The sequence below is a fragment of the Acinetobacter sp. SH20PTE14 genome (assembly GCF_021391555.1).
Classification (GTDB): domain Bacteria; phylum Pseudomonadota; class Gammaproteobacteria; order Pseudomonadales; family Moraxellaceae; genus Acinetobacter; species Acinetobacter amyesii.
The window spans coordinates 2,348,971-2,367,836 of record NZ_CP090067.1; the positions used below are offsets into that span (position 1 = coordinate 2,348,971).

Here is an 18,866-nt window from a genome sequence, read left to right on the forward strand (position 1 = left end):
AAATACTTTTTATACCTGCTGGCTGATATTGTTTAAATTTTGATTCAATTGAATATGAATCTCTCAATCTATGTGAGGCATGTATAAAAACACGTAATACCTCACATAGATATAAGCAAAATTAATGCCTTAGCTCGGACGATGTGGGGTGAACATTTCAACCACATTACCCACTTGAGCCGATGAATTTTTAGCGCTCAGTTGTAGCAACGGTGTTTCTGAAACATCAACTTTGGTACGTCCCATAGACAGGCTCACTGGGATTAAACGAACAAATTCGTATAATTCCTGATAGCTTTCTTCACCTTCTTCATCATCATCTGAATCTTCAAATTCTACAGAAGCGACATCCTGTAAATGCTCAATCAATTCTTGTTCATTGGTGCGCAGATGACCTGCCGCCAAACCAAAACCAAGAACAACACCTGCACACCAATCTGCCAAGGCTTGCACACGCTCACCTAGCAAGTGATCATCATCTGGTAATAAAGGAAGATAGTCGAGTTCATCATCTGAAAGTGAATGAGCTACATCTTCTGCTTCTCCAGTCAACAATGCCACCGCATCTTCGTCTAATTCAGCTACATCAAGCGTTGCTAAAATTTGTTGCCACTCTTCACGACTCGGCGGTTGTGACACACAAACTATACCAGTGAGTAGACCGTGTAACTCACTTGGGCTTGAAATTTCTTCAATTTTAGAAAAATTCTGGGACCAATCTGACCAACCTGAAATATCGTCTTGCATTCGCTTATCCAATCTCTATACTTCGTATATATTACCTTTGTTTGCAAGACTGTGCGACTACGTTATGTTAGAAGAATTACAGCGTCTCCAAGCGCATATTAGCGTTTTAAAAAAGCGACTGGCGCAATTTGAAAGCGAAAATAATGCCCTACAAGATGAGAAAAACTCGTCTGATGAGCACCATCACGCTCAAATTGTACATAAGAACGGTATTATCACCTCCAAACAAGAAGAAATTGATACGCTGAATGAGCAATTAACTGATTCACGTGCTCAACTTCAACAGCTGAATACTGATGCAACTGCTTTGGCTGACCGATATAGCCGTCTTGAAAAAAGCTGTACTGATCTAAAAAATCGTTTTCAAGAAATTTTGGCAGAACGTAATGAGCTACGTATCGTTAAAGAAAAGATGCAAAATGAACAGCGTCATGCTCAACAAGAAATTCAAGGTTTGCAGCAAGAACGTGAACGTTTATTACAAAAAAATGAACATGCTAAAGCAAAAGTTGAAGCGATTATTCAACGTTTAGCTATTTTAGGTACAGCTCAAGATCAACATGCGCAAGAAATTCAACAATTGGCACATCCGACTGAAAGTAATGAGGAAGTTTGATCATGAGTGAACAAATTGCAGTTGATTTAAAAGTTCTAGGTCATAGTTTCCGTTTAGCAACTACTTCTGACCAACAAGCCGATTTAGAACGCGCAGCACAATTACTGAATGACAAATACGATGAATTCCGTCGTAAAGCGCCACGTATGGAACCGAGTAAGCTGATCATTATGGTCGCACTTGAGTTAATGCAAGAAGTCCTGTCGATGAATAAGAGTTTGCAAGAATATGCAAACTGCGAACTTTTGTTGCAAAATATTTTGGAACAAGTGGAAGAATTGACTGATTAATCGGTGGTTTAGTGATTATACTTTGCCCGATTGCTTCATTTTAAACACTTTGTCAGCGTTTGGTGATTTGCCAATAACGCTGAATTCGTTATACTGAGCACATCTCTGAGGTGTTCGCCAGCTAGGTCTAATCCCCTGCCGATACTTAAACTTATGGATGTGTTCTGTATATTCTGAGCGTATGCCCTCCTTGTGTGGGAAACCCAGCGAGTGTACGTCGCGTCCACCTTGAACTCATCGGGTTCAGGGTCACGACATTTGCAGCGGCATCTTCGGAGTGTTTATTTTCCAAATCATTATTAAAATTTTCAGCATTCAACTCTAACCTTTATTCTAAAAACTATTATTTTGTTTTAGCTCTATTCTACTTCTGTTCCTCGCTTAAATATTTCATTCAAGTTTGTTAATTTTCAAAAGCTTATTTAATCCGCCTTATTCAATCTTTGAGTTGTTCCAGTTTGGCTTGCTGCCCATCTAAAAATCGATCCATTTCAGGGAGTATTTGTCGTAAATATTGAATAGATGAAATGGCTTCATCCACGTTCACGACGCCTTTTTCAACCAATCTGTATTGTTGCTCGAGTAAAGCGAGTACTTGATTTTGATTCGGCTGCTGCCCCTGACTCATTTGCGTATTTATTTGCTGAAATTGTTGAAATACTTGTTCACGTTGTTGTAATAACTGGGTGTGCATTTCCTTATCTTGTCTTTCTTGTTTTTGTTTTTGTTTTGAACTTTGATCATTTAAAGCATTATTAGTGGTTTGCACTGTAAGCGGGCTAAGAACTTTTTGTGTATCCAGTTGAGTCTGTTCCTGCTCTACGTGCTGTTGCCGTGGTTTTAAAAACTGAATCATCAACAATAAAATTAAGCCAACTATTAAGCTTAGAACAATCCATTTCTTATACATGATCCAATCTCTAAATGTTCTTCAATTAAAAAATTCAGAGCCGATTTGACTCTGAATTTTCCATTTTCATTTGAATTAAACTGTTTTACTGACTGCCCCATCCTGCTGGTGCATAACCTAAACGAACGCGCTGTGGGTGATTGCCAACTGGAACTGTGATGACTTTTTCACCTGTCGCGAAATCAATCACGGTTACTGCATCTGTCGCACTTTCAGAAATTACACAGCGTTTACCATCTGGGCTTTGCGTTGCCCAATACGGTTTACCTGCAGCAATCAATTTTGCTGCGGTCAAAGTTTTACGATCTACGATAGTGGCATAATCATCCATGGTTCCTGCGACACATAGTTTTTCACCATCTCCACTGATGGAAAGCCCATGATGGCGTGAGTCATTCACCCATTTGGTGCGATCTGAGAGAATCGTTGTACTTCCTGGAAGCTGTGCAATGCGCGTGACTTTGTCTTGATTGAGATCATATTCGACCAGACCATTAAAAAATGAGGCTTGCGCATAGATTTTGGATTCATCTTTACTAAATACAATTGGTCGAACTGAGTTAGACAGGTCTTTACGTCCTACCGCATCTAAAGCAGGTCTAAAATCGATTTTTTTGAGGACTTTATAGCTTTGAGCATCTGCAATCGTGATATAGCGTTTGCCTTTAGTAAAATCTTGCCAAGATGCATCCATGGCTGTTTCGACATTTCCAATAGCTGAATTTAGAATTTTAGTACCGTTGGCAAAATAGATATTTTCATGTGGTTTATCGCCCGTCGCAAAACGTCCTAATTCTTTGCCCGTGTTGATATCGAGTACATGTACAACATTCCCTGAAGATGCTGAAACAGCAACTTGTTGCCCATCGGGTGAAACCGCCATATGGTCTGCTCGAAATCCTTCAACGGGTGTGCGCCAATTGATTTTCCCCGTTGCAATGTTAATCGAGACGACATCTGCATAACTTGGGCGTGATGCAACCACCGATTTGCCATCTGGTGTGGAATACATGTCATCGACCAATTGATCATTTCCCTCTCCTGCCGTGTTACGAATATAGCTATAGGCGATTAATTTTACTGGATTGAGGTAAATTTCAGTGAGCCGTTCTTTTTTGTCGGGCACCATATTAATGACACCAACTTTTTGATAGTTTTTTGCAGGATTAATCACTGTTACCGTACCATCCCAGTTATTACCGACAAAAAAAACTTGCTGGCTATTGGGTGGAATGGGTGCAGTGCTGGTCGCTGCGAAAGTCAGTGGCGACACCGCAACCGTCATCGAAAGAAGTGTCCTGATCAAGAGATTCTTTTTCATTTTTATTGTCCATTGATTTGTTTTTATGCATACCTTTTGAGCTAAGTCATCAGATATGTGTCGCTTTTTAGCGCCAAGAAAGCTTATTAAATATACAAGTGTAGATATAGCGTATTTATTTTAATTCCGATGAGTTGTTGATTAAATCGAGGTCTTCAATCTGCATTCACTTTTTTCGAAGCATAAAAAAAGCACCCGAAGGTGCTTTTTTAGTTCATCAAATGATTAGTAAATAATTTGATTATTGTTGATTAAGTCATCTAGTTCGACTTTGCTCGTTTGATTGAGCAAGACCACGAGATCTTGTGATTCATATTCCGTACCTGATGTGCCATCACGGTCAATTGAAATTACAGCTGAATCAGTTTCTTCGTCATATTCTACTGTTACAAACTCTGCGAGATTCGCTTCAGTTGCATCGTCAGAAAGTAATGACGAGATGTCGATTTGGTCAGCAATAGAAAAATCATTTACTGTTGTTAATGTATTACCACCCAAATTGTCGTCTGCAAGAAGGTCAAAAACAATATCATCACCAATAAGTAAACTTTCACTTTCTAATGAGAACATCGCAAACGATGCTGTCGCAGTCACTGTTTCCTGAATAGGAAGCACATTGTTACTGTTTCCTAACTCTGTTTCGAGCTGGGTTGTAAGTACATTTACATCTTGAATTGAGGTTTCAGGGACTGTAACTTTCACTACAAAATCTTCAACTTGACTACTTGAAGTGCCTTGATAAGTATAATACCCATCTGAATCTTTGCTTACTGATATACCATTTACCGAAACTTTGGCATCAACTAAAGCATCAAGAGCAGCAGATTTAAATTTCACACCATTTACATTCACATTTGCCTCTGCATCATTTAGAACTTCTGCATGTAAAGTAAATTGTAAAACTTTCTCTGGAACGCCTGCTTCCGGAGCTATTACACCAAGTTGATCCTGTTTATTTTGATTTTTCTCACCTGTCTTAGCAATTTGAGTTCCATCAGCAAATAGCACACCTTCCAACATATTAATTTGGAAACCACTTACATTTTGGACACCCGTAACACTCAAGTTAAAACCATCAATATAGTTGGTTGTATCAGAGTTGTTTAAAATCATTGAATTGACAGGATATTTTTCACCTGAATACGCTTCATCAAATACAATCCAGTCACTCGGAGTACCTTTTTCACCTCCAAAGTCTTTAGGGAAACTATTTGAGAAATTAAGCCCAAGCTCATTCTGAGTCAGAACTTTGTTAATTTTCTCCCAATTGATAATAATAATTTCAGAAACGTTAATTTCACTTTTCAAATTAGTAAAGATTCTTAGCGCTTCGTTAATTTTATTGAAATCATTACCATACTCTGGATCATTGATAATAGCTTGCATCTGTGCAGCAATATCTACAATTTTCGCACCCGCAACTAGATCATTAGAAACATAATTACCTTGTGCATCTTTATAAATCGTACCTAGGTTTGGAACGTTAATCACTGAACTTGACGCACCACCACCAGTTCCACCTGATGTTGACCCTGATACCGAAATTTCACTTGTTAATGTTGCTTTTAACTCAATGAGTTCAGCATTGCCAGTTACAGGAGTTGTAACTTTACCATCAGTAACTTGAAGACTTATCGAAGGCAATACAGCACCTGAATTTAGCTGATCCGCACCTTTCTGAGTTAAGGTTACAGATTGATCAGCCAATGATAATTGATAGAAACCGTCGGCACTAACTGTCGAGCCATTAGCAAATGTCACGGTCAGACTATCATTATCTGCATCCGATGCAGCATATGTAGCAATTTTTTGACCCGAAACAGCTGCACCAACAGTGACTACTTCTGGTTCAATTTCAATTTCAGGTGCTACGTTTATTACAGAAGCAGGATATAAAATTACACCGAACTCTAGTTCTGAACTTGCAGTTGAACCATTCGATTTTTCAGTTGCAACAGATTCAAGCTTCACATTCAACTGTAAAGAATTACCTGTAACAACCAAACTTGGTGGTGCAATCGCCACTAAGCTTGAACCTTCGGTACTCATGCCATCAGCGACAAAACTTAAATTGCCATTTGTATCCGCAGTTCCAAGCAATACTCGAGTTCCGTTCTCTGTAATAGCATAAATTTTCATACCTTCAACCAAACCAGAGAAATTCAGTGTTAAGCTTTCAGAACTATCGAGATCATTCAAACTAGTATTAAGTAGACCAAGAGAAATATCCTGTCCAACTTCACCACTTAGGTTGAAATATGGTCTATGGAAACCATTTTGATCTTTATCGGTACTACTTCCTTGAATCAAGTCAGATACTTGCCATTCCACAGAAGAATTAGTCTGTTGATAAAAATTATTCAGATCTGATACAGCAGCATCAAGACTAGGATAATAACTTATCTTATCACCATGTGACTGATCGATTAATTGGAAATCATAGTTACCCTGACCTGCTTGGTTATGCATGTAGAAATCAAAGGTATAGAACCCTGACTCTTTAGCGGTAAAGCTAAGGTCTACCGATTGGCTCAAGCCTCCCCAACTCACAAATACAGGATCTTGGTTTCCAATAATCAACATACCACTATCATCTGCTTTACCTTTATAGCTATAAGTATGCCCAGCTTCCAAATACACATAACCTGTAATTGCAACGCCTTCATAGGTTGCTACACTTGAATCAACCAAACTTGTAGTTTCACTAGTGCTTGCAGGTGGAAGAGTTGTATTTTTCGAACTGGTTAAGTATTCAAAAACCGTTCTCAAGGTATCTGCTGGCATGCCATTACCATTACCTTGCAATAAATTATAAGATTTTCCATCAACAGTAACAGTTTTAAGATTATTCCAAGTTTGAATATTTAAATTAACAGCCGTTGGGCTCCAATCTAATAAATCTAATGTTAAAGAAGGCTTATCTGCAACTGCATCAACAACAATTTCCAATTCACCTGAAGTCACATGTTTACCATCAGAAACATTAAATTCTAGGCCTGCATATACTCCGCCGTCAGTTGCTGAAGCTTCGTTAGCATCTGGTGCAAATACAACTTTTCCGGCATTAATATCAGCATAAGATAGTGTTTGACCCGCGATGATTGGTGTTTTATTCCCAGCAGTATCTACGATTGTCAATACACCGTCTTTTGGCAGATTTGTTACCGTAATAACAAGCTGATCATTTGCTGTATTTGCATCTGAAATACCAAAATGCGCCCATGTTAATGTCACACTTTGATCTTCTCTCGTAACCACTTGGATTGTCTCAACTTCAGGAGCGATATTGTCCACTGGGACAGTTTTATCTACTTCCTCACCCGGATTACCTGATTCATCTTCATAGCTATCTGTAGGGACAGTTACTGTAACCTTACCATCAACACCCGGACGGACTTCACCAGTCACCACATATGAGCCATCTGGTTGTTTCACTGGCGGCGTAAATGGTACTTCGATTGGGCCATTTGGACCTTCAACAACAATTTTACCTTCTTCAATCGTGTCAGGGTTCACATCATCCGGATAAATCACAGTGATCTTACCGTCTGGTGTAATCGTCACTTCTGCTACAGGCGGAACCATATTGATGTTTTCGTTGCCTGTACCTGGTAGACCCAGGTTACCCGAAGTGTCTTCATATGAACCTTCTGGTACATTAACCGTAACTTTGCCTTCAACGTCCTCTGGCACTTTACCCGTTACCGTGATTGAACCGTCTGGTTGAGTCTCAGGTGTACCAAACTCAACCACGATGTCTTTGCCATTTGGATCTTTAACCGTAATTTGGTCAGGCGTAATTGTGGATGGATCGGTGTCATCAGGGTAAGTCTGTACGATGTCACCATTCGGTGTCACAGTCACTTCAACTTGTGGACGCTCAGTTGTCGCATGTTCAACTTTTCCTGGCGTAAACAAGTATGCAAAACCGGATAATTTGTTGTTTCAAAACAATACGATTGATGCATATAAAATACATGTTCAACGTGATGAAAAATTATGCGCAGATGATCAAGCTAAAGACCAAAAATGTGCAACTAAACTCTATATAGATGACTTTAAAGCCGGTGATTTTTATATTAATAATTCAGCTGATTTTTATTTAAAAGAAGGCGAATACCAATTTAAAGTGAAAAATTGTACAACTAATTGTGAAAACTATTCAGTTAGCTATTGTGTAAACGAAAAGTCAATTTCGAATAACTTACTACTTACAGTTGATAATAACGGCAAACCCATTATATTAAATAATGATGGCACTATAATTAATAACTGCCCGATTAGAGATAATGCTCTAAAAAATGTGACAAACCCGATTGAACCGAGTTTAGATAATATAAATTTAGCTGCCGATTCTTTATTTAAATTTAATGGTGGTAAATTAACCGATTTACTTCCTGCTGGTAAATCAAGCTTGAATGAACTAGCAACTAAACTAAATAATCAATATGCACGTATTGATATGATTTAGCTTACCGGCCATACCGACCGTTTAGGCAGTGAACAATATAATCAGCAACTTGCATTGCAGCGTGCACAGACTGTCAAAAATTACTTAATGAACCAAGGGATTGCTGCTGACAAATTAAGTTTCGCTTCAGCAGGTGAAACTCAGCCTGTAACCAATGGTTGTTTTGATGTGCAAGATCGAAATGCCTTAAAAGCTTGCTTACAAGCAGACCGTCGTGTTGATGTGCAAATTCTTGGTATTAAAAAACCTTAAATAAGTATGCGTTCCTTAAGCTAATTAGTGTTTAAGGAACGCTTTATATAAAAAAGATAAAACCTATTTTTTCGGACTTTTAAGCTTGAACGCGTTAAAATGCCTTGAGAATTTTGTGCTACTTTGAAATGAATCATGACTTTCAGCACCACCAGCCTTCGTAAACAACTCCGCAAGCAGCGTCGTAGCCTAAACCTATGGACCCAACGACAAGCTGAACAACAAGTCCTACAGCGTTTAGTCAGACTCAGTCATTTTCAGAGCAGTCAGCATATAGGCGTGTATTTACATGCATTCGGTGAAATTCACACTCAAAAGATCATCCACTACTGTTTTGCACATCAAAAACACGTGTATTTACCCATGATTTGCAACATGAATCAGCAACTGGTTTGGGTTGAAATCTCACGTCATCAATATATTAGTAAACGTTTTTCTCATCACCCGCTCGGTATGAAAGAACCGATGGCAAGCCGCGGGAAGCATGTTTCTCACCTTGACCTTTTAATAATGCCCTTGCTGGCTTGCGATAAGTACGGCACACGTATTGGTATGGGGGGTGGCTTCTACGATAAAACATTAGCGACTGCCCACTCTACCCCATACCGTTTAGGACTTGGCCATGATTTTCAACTCATTCAAGATCCCTTGGTCCGAGAAGCATGGGATCAACCGCTAGATGGCTTTATTAGCCCATCTCAAACTTTAAGTTTCAAACGTTAATTTGATATTTTTGACACTGAGTTACACTTATAAATCACATATTTAGTCATTTTTTATACATTTTAATTAGCATGACCCTTGTAATTTAAAAAATACACATCACTATAAAAAACATGGCAACACCGTTGTCACTCATTAGGAGTGCCCATGTCTGAGATTATTATGAATGAAGAAAGCTTGGAAACTACAATTCCGAGCGTATTACCGCTCTTAGCGCTACGAGATGTGGTTGTATATCCTCACATGCAAATTGCACTGTTTGTGGGTCGTGAAAAGTCGATCAATGCAGTCAATGTCGCACGTGACAGTGACAATCTTGTATTCGTAGTTGCACAAAAAGATTCGCTTACAGAAGAAATTGATCACGACAATTTATATCAATACGGTACTGTCGCGAAGATTGTGCAAGTTGTGAATCATGAGAATGATGAGAACTGTATAAAAGTACTGATTGAAGGCTTATATCGTGCCAAGTTAGAAAAAATTATCGATACCGATGATTACCTGACTGCCGAGCATTCATTAAGCCCAATGACGGTTTCTGTTGACTCAGAAACTCAGAATAATCGTGTGGAAGAATTACGCACCTTATTTGCTCAATATGCAGAAGCAAAATTGCGTAACGCACGTGAATTGATTGCAGCAGCCAATAAAATTGATGATTTGCTGCAATTATTATTCTTTGTAGCAACACGCGTGCCTTTGAATATTGATGTAAAACAAAAATTCTTAGAGCATGATGAATTTGAAGCACATTTAGCTGAGCTGATGACGTATTTATTACAACAGTCAGAAGAACAGCAAATTGAGCAAACCTTACATGATTCTGTAAAACGCCAAATGGAAAAGAATCAGCGTGAATACTTCTTAAATGAAAAAATGAAGGTCATTCAACGCGAACTTTCTGACATGAATGGCGGTGGTGAGGATGACGTTGCAGAAATTGAAAAACGTCTAGCTGAAGCCGATTTACCTGAACATGTACGCAAGAAAGCTGAAAATGAGTTCCGTAAGCTAAAAGCAATGCAACCTGCTTCGAGCGAAGCTGCTGTCGTGCGTAACTATCTAGAAGTTATTTTAGATACGCCTTGGAACAAAGCCAGCAAAGTCAGCATTAACCTTGCGAAAGCTCAAGATATTCTTGATGCCGATCACTATGGTTTAGACGACGTGAAAGACCGCATTGTGGAATACCTTGCTGTTCAATCACGTGTAAAAAAACTTCGTGGCCCAATCCTGTGCTTAGTTGGTCCTCCAGGTGTAGGTAAAACTTCACTCGGTGAATCTGTTGCCAAAGCAACTGGTCGTGAATTTGTCCGTATGGCGCTTGGCGGCGTGCGTGATGAAGCTGAAATCCGTGGTCACCGTCGTACTTATATTGGTGCTATGCCAGGTAAAATTGTGCAATCTTTGTCTAAGGTTGGCGTAAAGAACCCTCTGTTCTTACTCGATGAAATTGACAAAATGGCGCAAGACTACCGTGGAGACCCTGCTTCAGCATTGCTTGAAGTCCTAGATCCATCACAAAACAGCAAGTTCAATGATCACTACTTAGATCTTGATCTAGACCTTTCTGAAGTGATGTTCATCTGTACTGCAAACAGCATGAATATTCCAGAAGCTTTGCTTGACCGTATGGAAGTGATTCGTCTACCGGGTTACACCGAAGATGAAAAAGTGAATATTGCTGAACGTTACCTTGTTCCAAAAGCCATCAAGAACAACGGTCTACGTGCGAAAGAATTAACCGTTCACGAAGAAGCCATCCGCGATATCGTACAACGTTATACACGTGAAGCCGGTGTCCGTAGCTTAGAACGTGAAGTGTCTAAAATTGCACGTAAAGTGGTAAAAGAAGCAGTGAGCAAGAAAGCGAAAAATCTTCAAATTGAAGTGAATTCGAAAAATCTTCCTGACTACTTAGGTCCACACAAATTCGACTTCGGTATGGCCGAAGAAGAAGCTGAAGTGGGTCGTGTAAATGGCTTGGCTTGGACATCTGTTGGTGGTGAACTACTGACGATTGAAGTTGCAGCAGTGAAAGGTAAAGGCAAGTTCATTACCACCGGTTCTCTTGGCGATGTGATGAAAGAATCGATCACAGCAGCGATGACTGTTGTACGTACCCGTGCAGATGAACTAGGTATTGAAGCGATTCGCTTTGAAGAAACAGATGTACACGTGCATTTACCAGAAGGTGCAACACCGAAAGATGGTCCATCTGCTGGTTTAGCCCTAACTACCGCACTTGTTTCAGCGTTTACAGGCATTGCGATTCGTCCAGATATTGCGATGACCGGTGAAACCAGTCTTGGTGGCCGTGCAATGCGCATTGGTGGTTTAAAAGAGAAACTTCTCGCTGCTCACCGTGGTGGCATCAAGCTTGTCTTTATCCCACAAGACAACGTTCGTGACTTGGCTGAGATTCCAGACAATGTCAAAGAAGGTCTAGAAATTAAACCAGTGAAATCGATTGATGAGATTTTACCACTAGCCTTGGTTGATATGCCTAAACCTCTTGCAAAGACACCGATTGTCAAAGCAACTGAAGGTGGCAAAGCTGCACGTCACTAAGCGCTAGCAACTCGCAATAAAAGAAAAAAGCCCTGTTTCGACAGGGCTTTTTTATATCCATTATTTCATACTGTATATTCGAAACTTTTCATTCAAATTCTTCACAACCACTAGATTCAAGCCAACAGCTACAACTATGGATTGGATAACTATTTCAAATTCGACATCAAGATCAATAATAGCCAATAAGAAAGTCTTACAAAATTTGAATGCTATTACTTGAAATATCGCCCTCTATCCCACATATATAGTAGAGAGATATACGCGCTGTATGTTTCTTTATTGGTTCCAATCACGTGTAAAAGCGTGATGATCATTGGAACAAGATGGTCATCTACATCTCCAGGTAGATGACCTTTTATCGCAGTCCACAGGCTTTCGGGGCTGCGTTTTTTATGTCATGTTTTTAAAGACATGCTATTTCAAATTTAAGATGGTTTTCACCAAACCATCGATCACTTGAGCCATTTTATCCAAGTTCAATTTATCCAGGGTATCTTGCTCAGTGTGATAGTGCTTATTACGATAAAATGCCGTATCAGTAATCATTATCGCCGGCATATCAAATTGCCAATAATTCATATGATCTGAAAAATCAACACCCTGAATAAATGACGGTGAAATCAAGCGTTCACATTGCAACTGCTTCAAAGACTCCATCGCCGCACAATACGATGAGGTTAAGTCACGAGACTGAATGTTCCCTACCGATGCAATAAAATTCGTATGCGATGGATAAATCCATTTCAACCCAACTGGATATTCTTGGGTAACTTTCGGATCAAAATAACCAATCATTTCCAGAATATACACACCTGAAATTTTATCCTTTTCCTTTGCTACCGATTTTGCATGGATAAAACTGCCCATCGACTCTGTTCTAAAATACGGCGGTTCTTCGAGGGTATAAAATACAAATTCAATATTTTGTTTTAAACGCGCTTTTTCAGCCGAAAGAATCCGAGCAGCTTCGAGTACACCTGCAACGCCAGAAGCATTATCATCAGCGCCATGCTGCTCCTCAAATACATCGTAATGCGCGCCAATGATCACTCGGTTGCTATGCCCTGCATTTAAGGGACAAACCACATTACGGTATGGTTGGCTGTTTACGGTATAGGTTTGAAAACGACAATTAACACCAAACAAACGCATCTGCTCACGAATCCAAGCAGACACCCGATTTAACTCTTGAATGTTCTTATAGTTACGATATTCAGCTTCATTACCAATAATTTGCTCTAAATAGACTTTTAAATTATCCGGTTCAGCGGTTCTAATATTGTTGGCATACGCCGCAAATGAACACCATGCAAAAATTGAAAGCATTGCTGCTTGCTTGAGCAAAAATAATTTACCGTCCTGCCATGTTTTTTTCATTGTTATTATTCCAATTTTCATCTTCGATCTAATCTGCTTATGCTGCGTATTTAAACAGCAAGCAGAACACGATTTCAATTGCAAATTGTGTCTGAACATACAAAGCGCAAGCGAACCGTTATAATGCTCTTTTGTATACTTTCAGGCGCTGTATGAAAATTCGTATTCTGACAATCGGTCAAAAAATGCCAGCATGGGTTCTGACGGGTTTTGAAGATTATTTCAAACGTATTCAGCCATTTGTTCAAACGCAGATCATTGAACTGCCTATGGCCAAACGTGGCAAGAACGACTCAGAAGCCGACATTTTAAAATACCGTCAAATTGAAGGTGACAGCATTTTAAATGCCATGAAATCGAATGAAGTACTGATCGCCTTAGAAGTTGGTGGTCGTGAGTTCAGTACGGAAAAACTGGCTGAAACCATGAAAGGTTGGATGCTTGAAGGCAATGATGTGGTTTTAGCCATTGGTGGGCCAGATGGACATTCTGAGGCGGTACGTAAAGCAGCAGCATGGCATTGGTCTTTGTCTAAACTAACTTTGCCACACCCAATGGTTCGTGTCATGCTCATCGAACAGCTATACCGTGCAATGAGTATTAATCATAATCACCCTTACCATCGTGCGGGTTAATCCGAACTAACATCCAGCGTATACAGCAGTTACAGCGTTGCAACAATGAAACAAACCGTTGAAATTATCCGAATTGTTACGCTGAATAATATAGTGCATGATCATCATATTCCTTTAAACAACCAACGGCGACCGCGATGAATTTACAAACACTTCCAGGTTTATTTATTTCCCATGGCTCACCTATGCTTGCCATCAATCCTGAGCAAGTCGGTCCTGCGTTGGAACGTTTAAGCCTGAATCTTCCCAAACCGGAAGCCATTATTATCATGTCCGCGCATTGGGAAAGTAACGCACTAGAAGTAAGTACCAGTGCCCGCCCTGAAACTTGGCATGACTTCCGTGGCTTCCCTGCGGAACTTTATGATATTCGCTATCCAGCACCGGGTAACCCAGAGCTTGCTGAAGAAATCCTTCATTTGCTTGCCAATGCAGGATTATCGGCACATGCCAACAGCACTCGTCCACGTGATCATGGCGTTTGGATGCCGTTGTTGCATATGTATCCTGATGCAGACATTCCTGTGATTGAAATATCGCTGCCGATGACTATGTCTGCGCAAGAGATCTATAAAATTGGACAAACGCTCGCACTTTTACGTGACAAGCAAATCCTGTTGATTGGATCGGGCAGTATTACTCATAACTTACGTGAATTGGCTTGGGATGGTCGTGCCGCAGCCGTGCCTGAATGGGCGTCTACATTCCGTAATTTTGTGGTCAATAAGCTCACTCATCAAGATTTTGATGCAGTTCTCGATTGGCAAAATATCCCGTTTGTACAACGCAACCATCCGACCATTGAACATTTTGCACCCATCTTCTTTGCGATGGGTGCAGGCCCCCGCTTCTCTATTGTTCACAGTAGCTTTAGTATGGGTTCGCTGGGTATGGATATTTATCGTTTTGATTAAACGTGAATAAAACGAGATAGCTTGACTTATTCATAATTTATATTAATAAGTTAACAAATTATTATTTATGGATACATTTTGCTACTTATTTGAGCTGAATGTATTCATATTTTTTTAAAATGAATGGGTTATGCTACAGGCTGAAATTCACTTAGAACAGTTAGCGTAATGAAATTAAAATATTTAGCAATTGCCCTCTTCCCTTTAGCCCTTGCAGCATGTCAATCAAGCGATATCCAAAAAGCTGGAGATTTAGCCGTGAGCGTATTACAACAACAAAATGCTGATAAAACTTTAGCTTCATATCAATGGAGCACCACCACTGAAAATGCACCAAAACCTTTAGTTTTAAATTTTCTAGAAAATGGCACTTTGGGTATTTCAACCAGCTGTAACAGCATGTCAACCCAATGGAAAGTTGAACACAATACACTTGTAACAGGCAACATTGCATCTACCATGATGGCGTGTCCTGATAATGCGATGAAACAAGAAGGACTTGCATCTTCACTCTTTAGTGACCGTAAAGCACCTTTTGTTTTAAATACCACAGATCCACAAAATCCAACGTTAACCATTATCTCTGCAACAGGTGAGAAACTGGTGTTCACTGGAAAATTAACACCTGAAACCCAATATAACTCACAAGGCGAAACGATTTTCCTTGAAGTCAGCCCTGAAACGAAACAATGTACAGGCGTTGCTCCACAAACTTGTTTGCAAGTACGTGAAGTGAAGTACGATGAAAAAGGCCTAAAAACACAAGTTGATAAAGACTGGACCTTATTTTACGATCAAATTGAAGGCTTTAAGCACACTCCTGCAGAACACCAAATTATTCGCGTAAAACGTTTTGAACGTAAAAACCCTGCTGCTGACCAATCAAAATATGCCTATATTTTTGATATGTCAGTCGAACGTGAAGCCGTAAAAGGTACGTTGTAAGTTACAGCCGATAAAAAACCGAGGTCATCGCCTCGGTTTTTTTATATCTACACAACCGCAAACGCTGATTGGATATGCATAGTATTGAAATCACGATGTACTGTTCAGCCAACGCTTTAGCGATGTTAATCTAAAGCTCCTTCTTGCAAATTACTGAATTCATCCTGACGAATCGCAATCAACAGACAGATATTTTTAAGCATACAGCGAATTACCCATTGATGCGATTTTGAAGCAAAACAATTAACTCAAAAGACGTGGGTTCTCGTAGAAAATAAGGCTTTACCCGCCCAAATAACTCTCAAATTAACGATGGCAGTATGACATTCTTAGTGGCTGTAATTACATTGGCCACAATTATGATGTAGAAAAGCATACTTTGCGTTTTATAGGAGATGTAGGGAGTACTCTGAAGTTCTGCACACAGTTACATCAGCTAGGGCTTCATATTAAACGTTTGCTCGACCAACCCTTAAATTTTCACTTCAGTGTTATGGATAGCGAAATCCAACTTACCCTGATGAGCACTAATTAACAATCCAATATATTCCACACCATTCAGCCATAAAAAAACCGAGGCAGAAGCCTCGGTTTTCAGTTCAACTTACGGAGAACTTAGTAAACGCCTTGAGCAAGCATTGCGTCAGCAACTTTTACGAAGCCTGCAATGTTCGCACCGTTTACATAGTTCACAGTACCATCTTCTTCAGTACCGTATTTCACGCAGTTGCGGTGAATTTCTTTCATGATCGCGTGTAGACGCTCGTCAACTTCTTCGAAAGTCCAACCCAAACGAATTGCGTTTTGAGACATTTCAAGACCAGAAGTTGCAACACCACCTGCATTTGAAGCTTTACCTGGTGCATAAAGAATTTTCGCTTCAACGAATTTCTCAACTGCAGCCAAAGTAGATGGCATGTTTGCGCCTTCAGCAACACAGATTACGCCATTAGCAAGAAGAGCTTCAGCATCAGCTTCAGCTAATTCATTTTGAGTTGCACATGGCAGCGCGATATCACATTTGATTGACCAAGGGCGTTGACCTTCTAAATATTCAAAACCGTGCTTAGATGCAAATTCAGAAATACGGCCACGCTTAACGTTTTTCAATTCCATTACTTCAGCAAGAAGTTCAGTTGTGAAACCGTCTTTTACGTATACAGTACCTGCTGAGTCTGAAAGTGAAACCACTTTCGCACCCAAGTACATTGCTTTTTCAGCAGCGTATTGTGCAACGTTACCAGAACCCGAAATCGTTACAACTTTATCTTTAAAGCTGTCGCCACGAGTTTTTAGCATTTCCTCAGCGAAATACACAGTACCGTAACCAGTTGCTTCAGGACGTGCAAGTGAACCACCGAAAGTTAAACCTTTACCAGTGAACACACATGCTGTGTCGTTGCTTAATTTTTTCATCATACCAGCCATGTAGCCAACTTCACGGCCACCTACCCCGATGTCACCCGCAGGGATGTCAGTGTTAGAACCAAGATGACGGTATAATTCGATCATTAATGCTTGGCAGAAACGCATGATTTCGCCTTCAGATTTACCTTTAGGGTCAAAATCTGAACCACCTTTACCACCACCCATAGGAAGTGTAGTTAAAGCATTTTTGAAAGTTTGTTCAAAACCTAAGAATTTAAGAATTGAAAGGTTCACTGATGGGTGGAAACGCATACCACCTTTGAATGGACCAATTGCTGAGTTGTATTGAACACGGAAAGCACGGTTAACTTGAGTTTGACCTTTGTCATCTACCCATGAAACACGGAACTGAATTGCACGCTCAGGCTCAACAAGACGTTCTAGCAAACCGTAGTCAGCATATTGTGGGTTCTTTTCGATGAATGGCCAAAGGCTCGTCATCACTTCTTCAACAGCTTGAAGAAATTCAGGTTGATGTTCATCACGTGTTTTAACGTAGTCTAGGAAGTCGTTAAGGCTGTTATATTTCAACACTTAATCCTCAGCAGATGTATGGATCAAAATTGATCACAATTTTGATCAAAGATATATTTTGGCGCAAAATATTAAATATCTTTTGTAACTAATCAGCAATAGTTTTTTTAAAAAATCTTTAAATTCTTTAAAGAACAGCGATTTAAATTGATTACTCAGATATTTTAGTTATAAATATTATTACTTTTAGGAATATTTTAATGAATTATTTTGCTCATTTATGATGCATCTATAGACCCATTTTTGCGCACAGCAATTCATACTGAAACATGCTAGAATTCAACGTCCTCTTTGGTTTTTCTCTACCTTCATTTGTACTCGCGACTACCCATGACTTCTGAAATTTCCCTCATCCAACAAATTGATGCCCTATTGCCACAAACTCAATGTGGACTTTGTGGACACCGAGACGGCTGCTTACCCTATGCCCAAGCCATCAGTGAAGGAGAAGAAGCCAATAAATGTATACCCGGTGGTCAACTTGTGGCAGATTCACTAGCAGCGTTATTAAATCGTCCACACTTAACAGCAGAAGCCAGCGTTTGGCCAATCCAAAGTGATGGACGCCCGCAACGGGTTAAAGCTGTGATTCGTGAGGATGAATGTATTGGTTGTACCAAATGTATTAGTGCCTGCCCTGTTGATGCCATTATTGGCTCAGGCAAATTGATGCATACCGTCTTGACGGATTTATGTACGGGCTGCGAACTCTGCATTCCACCTTGTCCAGTGGATTGTATCGACCTTGTCGAAGAGCTTGATCAAGTGCCATCTGAAGCCGCTCGAATCGCAGAACAGAATGATTTACGTCGCCGCTACTATGCACATATTCAACGTGAGGAAAAGCGCAGAATTCATCGTAAAGGCCCAGTCGTACGTGCTGAAATTGACACGGAACTTTTTGCCCAATTTTCGACCCAGACAGACTCGGTACCGGTCATTGAAGTCGTGGAAAAACCTGCTACGCCAGTCGTTCAACTCGATGCAAAAACCACCATTGAACTTGCTAAAATTCGAACACAAATTAAGAAATTAGAAAAACAACTGAGTGTTCGAGACGATGCAAAAAAACGTGAGTTACTCCATACGCTCACGCAACAATTAACACAACTGCAAGGGGCTTAAT

15 protein-coding genes, 1 other RNA gene and 1 pseudogene are annotated in these 18,866 nt (G+C 39.9%); 11 read left to right on the forward strand and 6 right to left on the reverse strand.

Annotated features, from left to right (window positions below):
* Window positions 1-129 precede the first annotated feature (129 nt).
* Complete coding sequence (locus LXF01_RS11625) at window positions 130-747, reverse strand: UPF0149 family protein (protein WP_180157953.1); 618 nt, start codon at window positions 745-747, stop codon at window positions 130-132.
* A gap of 64 nt (window positions 748-811) precedes the next feature.
* Between LXF01_RS11625 and LXF01_RS11630 the strand changes: the two genes are divergently transcribed.
* The 3 genes from LXF01_RS11630 (at window position 812) to ssrS (ending at window position 1,935) form a co-directional block, all read left to right on the forward strand.
* Window positions 812-1,363, forward strand: coding sequence for a hypothetical protein (locus LXF01_RS11630; RefSeq protein ID WP_078192940.1), 552 nt, complete (start codon window positions 812-814; stop codon window positions 1,361-1,363).
* A 2-nt stretch (window positions 1,364-1,365) separates the two neighbouring features.
* Window positions 1,366-1,653, forward strand: a complete 288-nt coding sequence (locus LXF01_RS11635) for a cell division protein ZapA (RefSeq protein WP_168378082.1) — start codon at window positions 1,366-1,368, stop codon at window positions 1,651-1,653.
* Window positions 1,654-1,752: 99 nt separating this feature from the next.
* A non-coding RNA gene (gene ssrS / locus LXF01_RS11640) (6S RNA) lies at window positions 1,753-1,935 on the forward strand.
* A gap of 154 nt (window positions 1,936-2,089) precedes the next feature.
* On the opposite strand, the gene LXF01_RS11645 is transcribed toward ssrS, so the two are convergent.
* The 3 genes from LXF01_RS11645 to LXF01_RS11655 all read right to left on the reverse strand — a co-directional run bounded on the left by LXF01_RS11645 (window position 2,090) and on the right by LXF01_RS11655 (window position 7,802).
* Window positions 2,090-2,563 (reverse strand): hypothetical protein, encoded by a 474-nt coding sequence (locus LXF01_RS11645; protein ID WP_233944384.1) that lies wholly within the window; start codon window positions 2,561-2,563, stop codon window positions 2,090-2,092.
* Window positions 2,564-2,648: 85 nt separating this feature from the next.
* Window positions 2,649-3,848, reverse strand: coding sequence for a YncE family protein (locus LXF01_RS11650; protein ID WP_233945466.1), 1,200 nt, complete (start codon window positions 3,846-3,848; stop codon window positions 2,649-2,651).
* A 261-nt stretch (window positions 3,849-4,109) separates the two neighbouring features.
* A complete protein-coding gene (locus LXF01_RS11655) occupies window positions 4,110-7,802 on the reverse strand; it encodes a cadherin-like domain-containing protein (protein WP_233944385.1) in 3,693 nt (1,230 codons plus the stop codon).
* 22 nt (window positions 7,803-7,824) lie between these two features.
* On the opposite strand from LXF01_RS11655, the gene LXF01_RS11660 reads away from it, so the two are divergent.
* The 4 genes and pseudogenes from LXF01_RS11660 (at window position 7,825) to lon (ending at window position 11,904) form a co-directional block, all read left to right on the forward strand.
* Window positions 7,825-8,355, forward strand: coding sequence for a hypothetical protein (locus LXF01_RS11660; protein ID WP_233944386.1), 531 nt, complete (start codon window positions 7,825-7,827; stop codon window positions 8,353-8,355).
* Window positions 8,356-8,370: 15 nt separating this feature from the next.
* A pseudogene (locus LXF01_RS11665) lies at window positions 8,371-8,607 on the forward strand (OmpA family protein); the annotation flags it as partial.
* Between the two features lie 135 nt (window positions 8,608-8,742).
* Entirely contained in the window at window positions 8,743-9,330 is a 588-nt protein-coding gene (locus LXF01_RS11670; RefSeq protein ID WP_180079045.1) for a 5-formyltetrahydrofolate cyclo-ligase, read from the forward strand.
* A gap of 147 nt (window positions 9,331-9,477) precedes the next feature.
* A complete protein-coding gene (gene lon / locus LXF01_RS11675; RefSeq protein WP_233944388.1) occupies window positions 9,478-11,904 on the forward strand; it encodes an endopeptidase La in 2,427 nt (808 codons plus the stop codon).
* A gap of 417 nt (window positions 11,905-12,321) precedes the next feature.
* Here lon and LXF01_RS11680 read toward each other — a convergent pair whose 3' ends face one another.
* The gene (locus LXF01_RS11680) at window positions 12,322-13,284 is read right to left on the reverse strand and encodes a M20/M25/M40 family metallo-hydrolase (RefSeq protein WP_373684016.1); all 963 of its coding nucleotides are present in this window, start codon (window positions 13,282-13,284) and stop codon (window positions 12,322-12,324) included.
* Between the two features lie 152 nt (window positions 13,285-13,436).
* Between LXF01_RS11680 and rlmH the strand changes: the two genes are divergently transcribed.
* The 3 genes from rlmH to LXF01_RS11695 all read left to right on the forward strand — a co-directional run bounded on the left by rlmH (window position 13,437) and on the right by LXF01_RS11695 (window position 15,778).
* The gene (gene rlmH, locus LXF01_RS11685; protein ID WP_078189858.1) at window positions 13,437-13,919 is read left to right on the forward strand and encodes a 23S rRNA (pseudouridine(1915)-N(3))-methyltransferase RlmH; all 483 of its coding nucleotides are present in this window, start codon (window positions 13,437-13,439) and stop codon (window positions 13,917-13,919) included.
* A 137-nt stretch (window positions 13,920-14,056) separates the two neighbouring features.
* Window positions 14,057-14,833 carry a dioxygenase family protein gene (locus LXF01_RS11690; RefSeq protein WP_233944389.1) on the forward strand — a complete coding sequence of 259 codons (777 nt, stop codon included), beginning with the start codon at window positions 14,057-14,059 and terminating at the stop codon, window positions 14,831-14,833.
* 168 nt (window positions 14,834-15,001) lie between these two features.
* The gene (locus tag LXF01_RS11695) at window positions 15,002-15,778 is read left to right on the forward strand and encodes an META and DUF4377 domain-containing protein (RefSeq protein ID WP_233944390.1); all 777 of its coding nucleotides are present in this window, start codon (window positions 15,002-15,004) and stop codon (window positions 15,776-15,778) included.
* A gap of 615 nt (window positions 15,779-16,393) precedes the next feature.
* Here LXF01_RS11695 and gdhA read toward each other — a convergent pair.
* Complete coding sequence (gene gdhA, locus LXF01_RS11700) at window positions 16,394-17,740, reverse strand: NADP-specific glutamate dehydrogenase (protein WP_233944391.1); 1,347 nt, start codon at window positions 17,738-17,740, stop codon at window positions 16,394-16,396.
* Between the two features lie 330 nt (window positions 17,741-18,070).
* On the opposite strand from gdhA, the gene LXF01_RS11705 reads away from it, so the two are divergent.
* On the forward strand, window positions 18,071-18,865 hold the full coding sequence (locus tag LXF01_RS11705; protein ID WP_233944392.1) for an RnfABCDGE type electron transport complex subunit B: 795 nt from the start codon (window positions 18,071-18,073) through the stop codon (window positions 18,863-18,865).
* Window position 18,866 lies beyond the last annotated feature (1 nt).

Excerpts from the sequence above, each read along its gene's own strand:
- LXF01_RS11625 (WP_180157953.1), bottom strand. The coding sequence starts at position 747 with ATGCAAGACGATATTTCAGGTTGGTCAGATTGGTCCCAGAATTTTTCT.
- LXF01_RS11680 (WP_373684016.1), bottom strand. The coding sequence starts at position 13,284 with ATGAAAAAAACATGGCAGGACGGTAAATTATTTTTGCTCAAGCAAGCA.
- LXF01_RS11635 (WP_168378082.1), top strand. The coding sequence starts at position 1,366 with ATGAGTGAACAAATTGCAGTTGATTTAAAAGTTCTAGGTCATAGTTTC.
- LXF01_RS11695 (WP_233944390.1), top strand. The coding sequence starts at position 15,002 with ATGAAATTAAAATATTTAGCAATTGCCCTCTTCCCTTTAGCCCTTGCA.
- lon (WP_233944388.1), top strand. The coding sequence starts at position 9,478 with ATGTCTGAGATTATTATGAATGAAGAAAGCTTGGAAACTACAATTCCG.
- LXF01_RS11645 (WP_233944384.1), bottom strand. The coding sequence starts at position 2,563 with ATGTATAAGAAATGGATTGTTCTAAGCTTAATAGTTGGCTTAATTTTA.
- LXF01_RS11705 (WP_233944392.1), top strand. The coding sequence starts at position 18,071 with ATGACTTCTGAAATTTCCCTCATCCAACAAATTGATGCCCTATTGCCA.
- LXF01_RS11630 (WP_078192940.1), top strand. The coding sequence starts at position 812 with ATGTTAGAAGAATTACAGCGTCTCCAAGCGCATATTAGCGTTTTAAAA.
- rlmH (WP_078189858.1), top strand. The coding sequence starts at position 13,437 with ATGAAAATTCGTATTCTGACAATCGGTCAAAAAATGCCAGCATGGGTT.
- LXF01_RS11670 (WP_180079045.1), top strand. The coding sequence starts at position 8,743 with ATGACTTTCAGCACCACCAGCCTTCGTAAACAACTCCGCAAGCAGCGT.
- LXF01_RS11690 (WP_233944389.1), top strand. The coding sequence starts at position 14,057 with ATGAATTTACAAACACTTCCAGGTTTATTTATTTCCCATGGCTCACCT.
- LXF01_RS11650 (WP_233945466.1), bottom strand. The coding sequence starts at position 3,848 with ATGACGGTTGCGGTGTCGCCACTGACTTTCGCAGCGACCAGCACTGCA.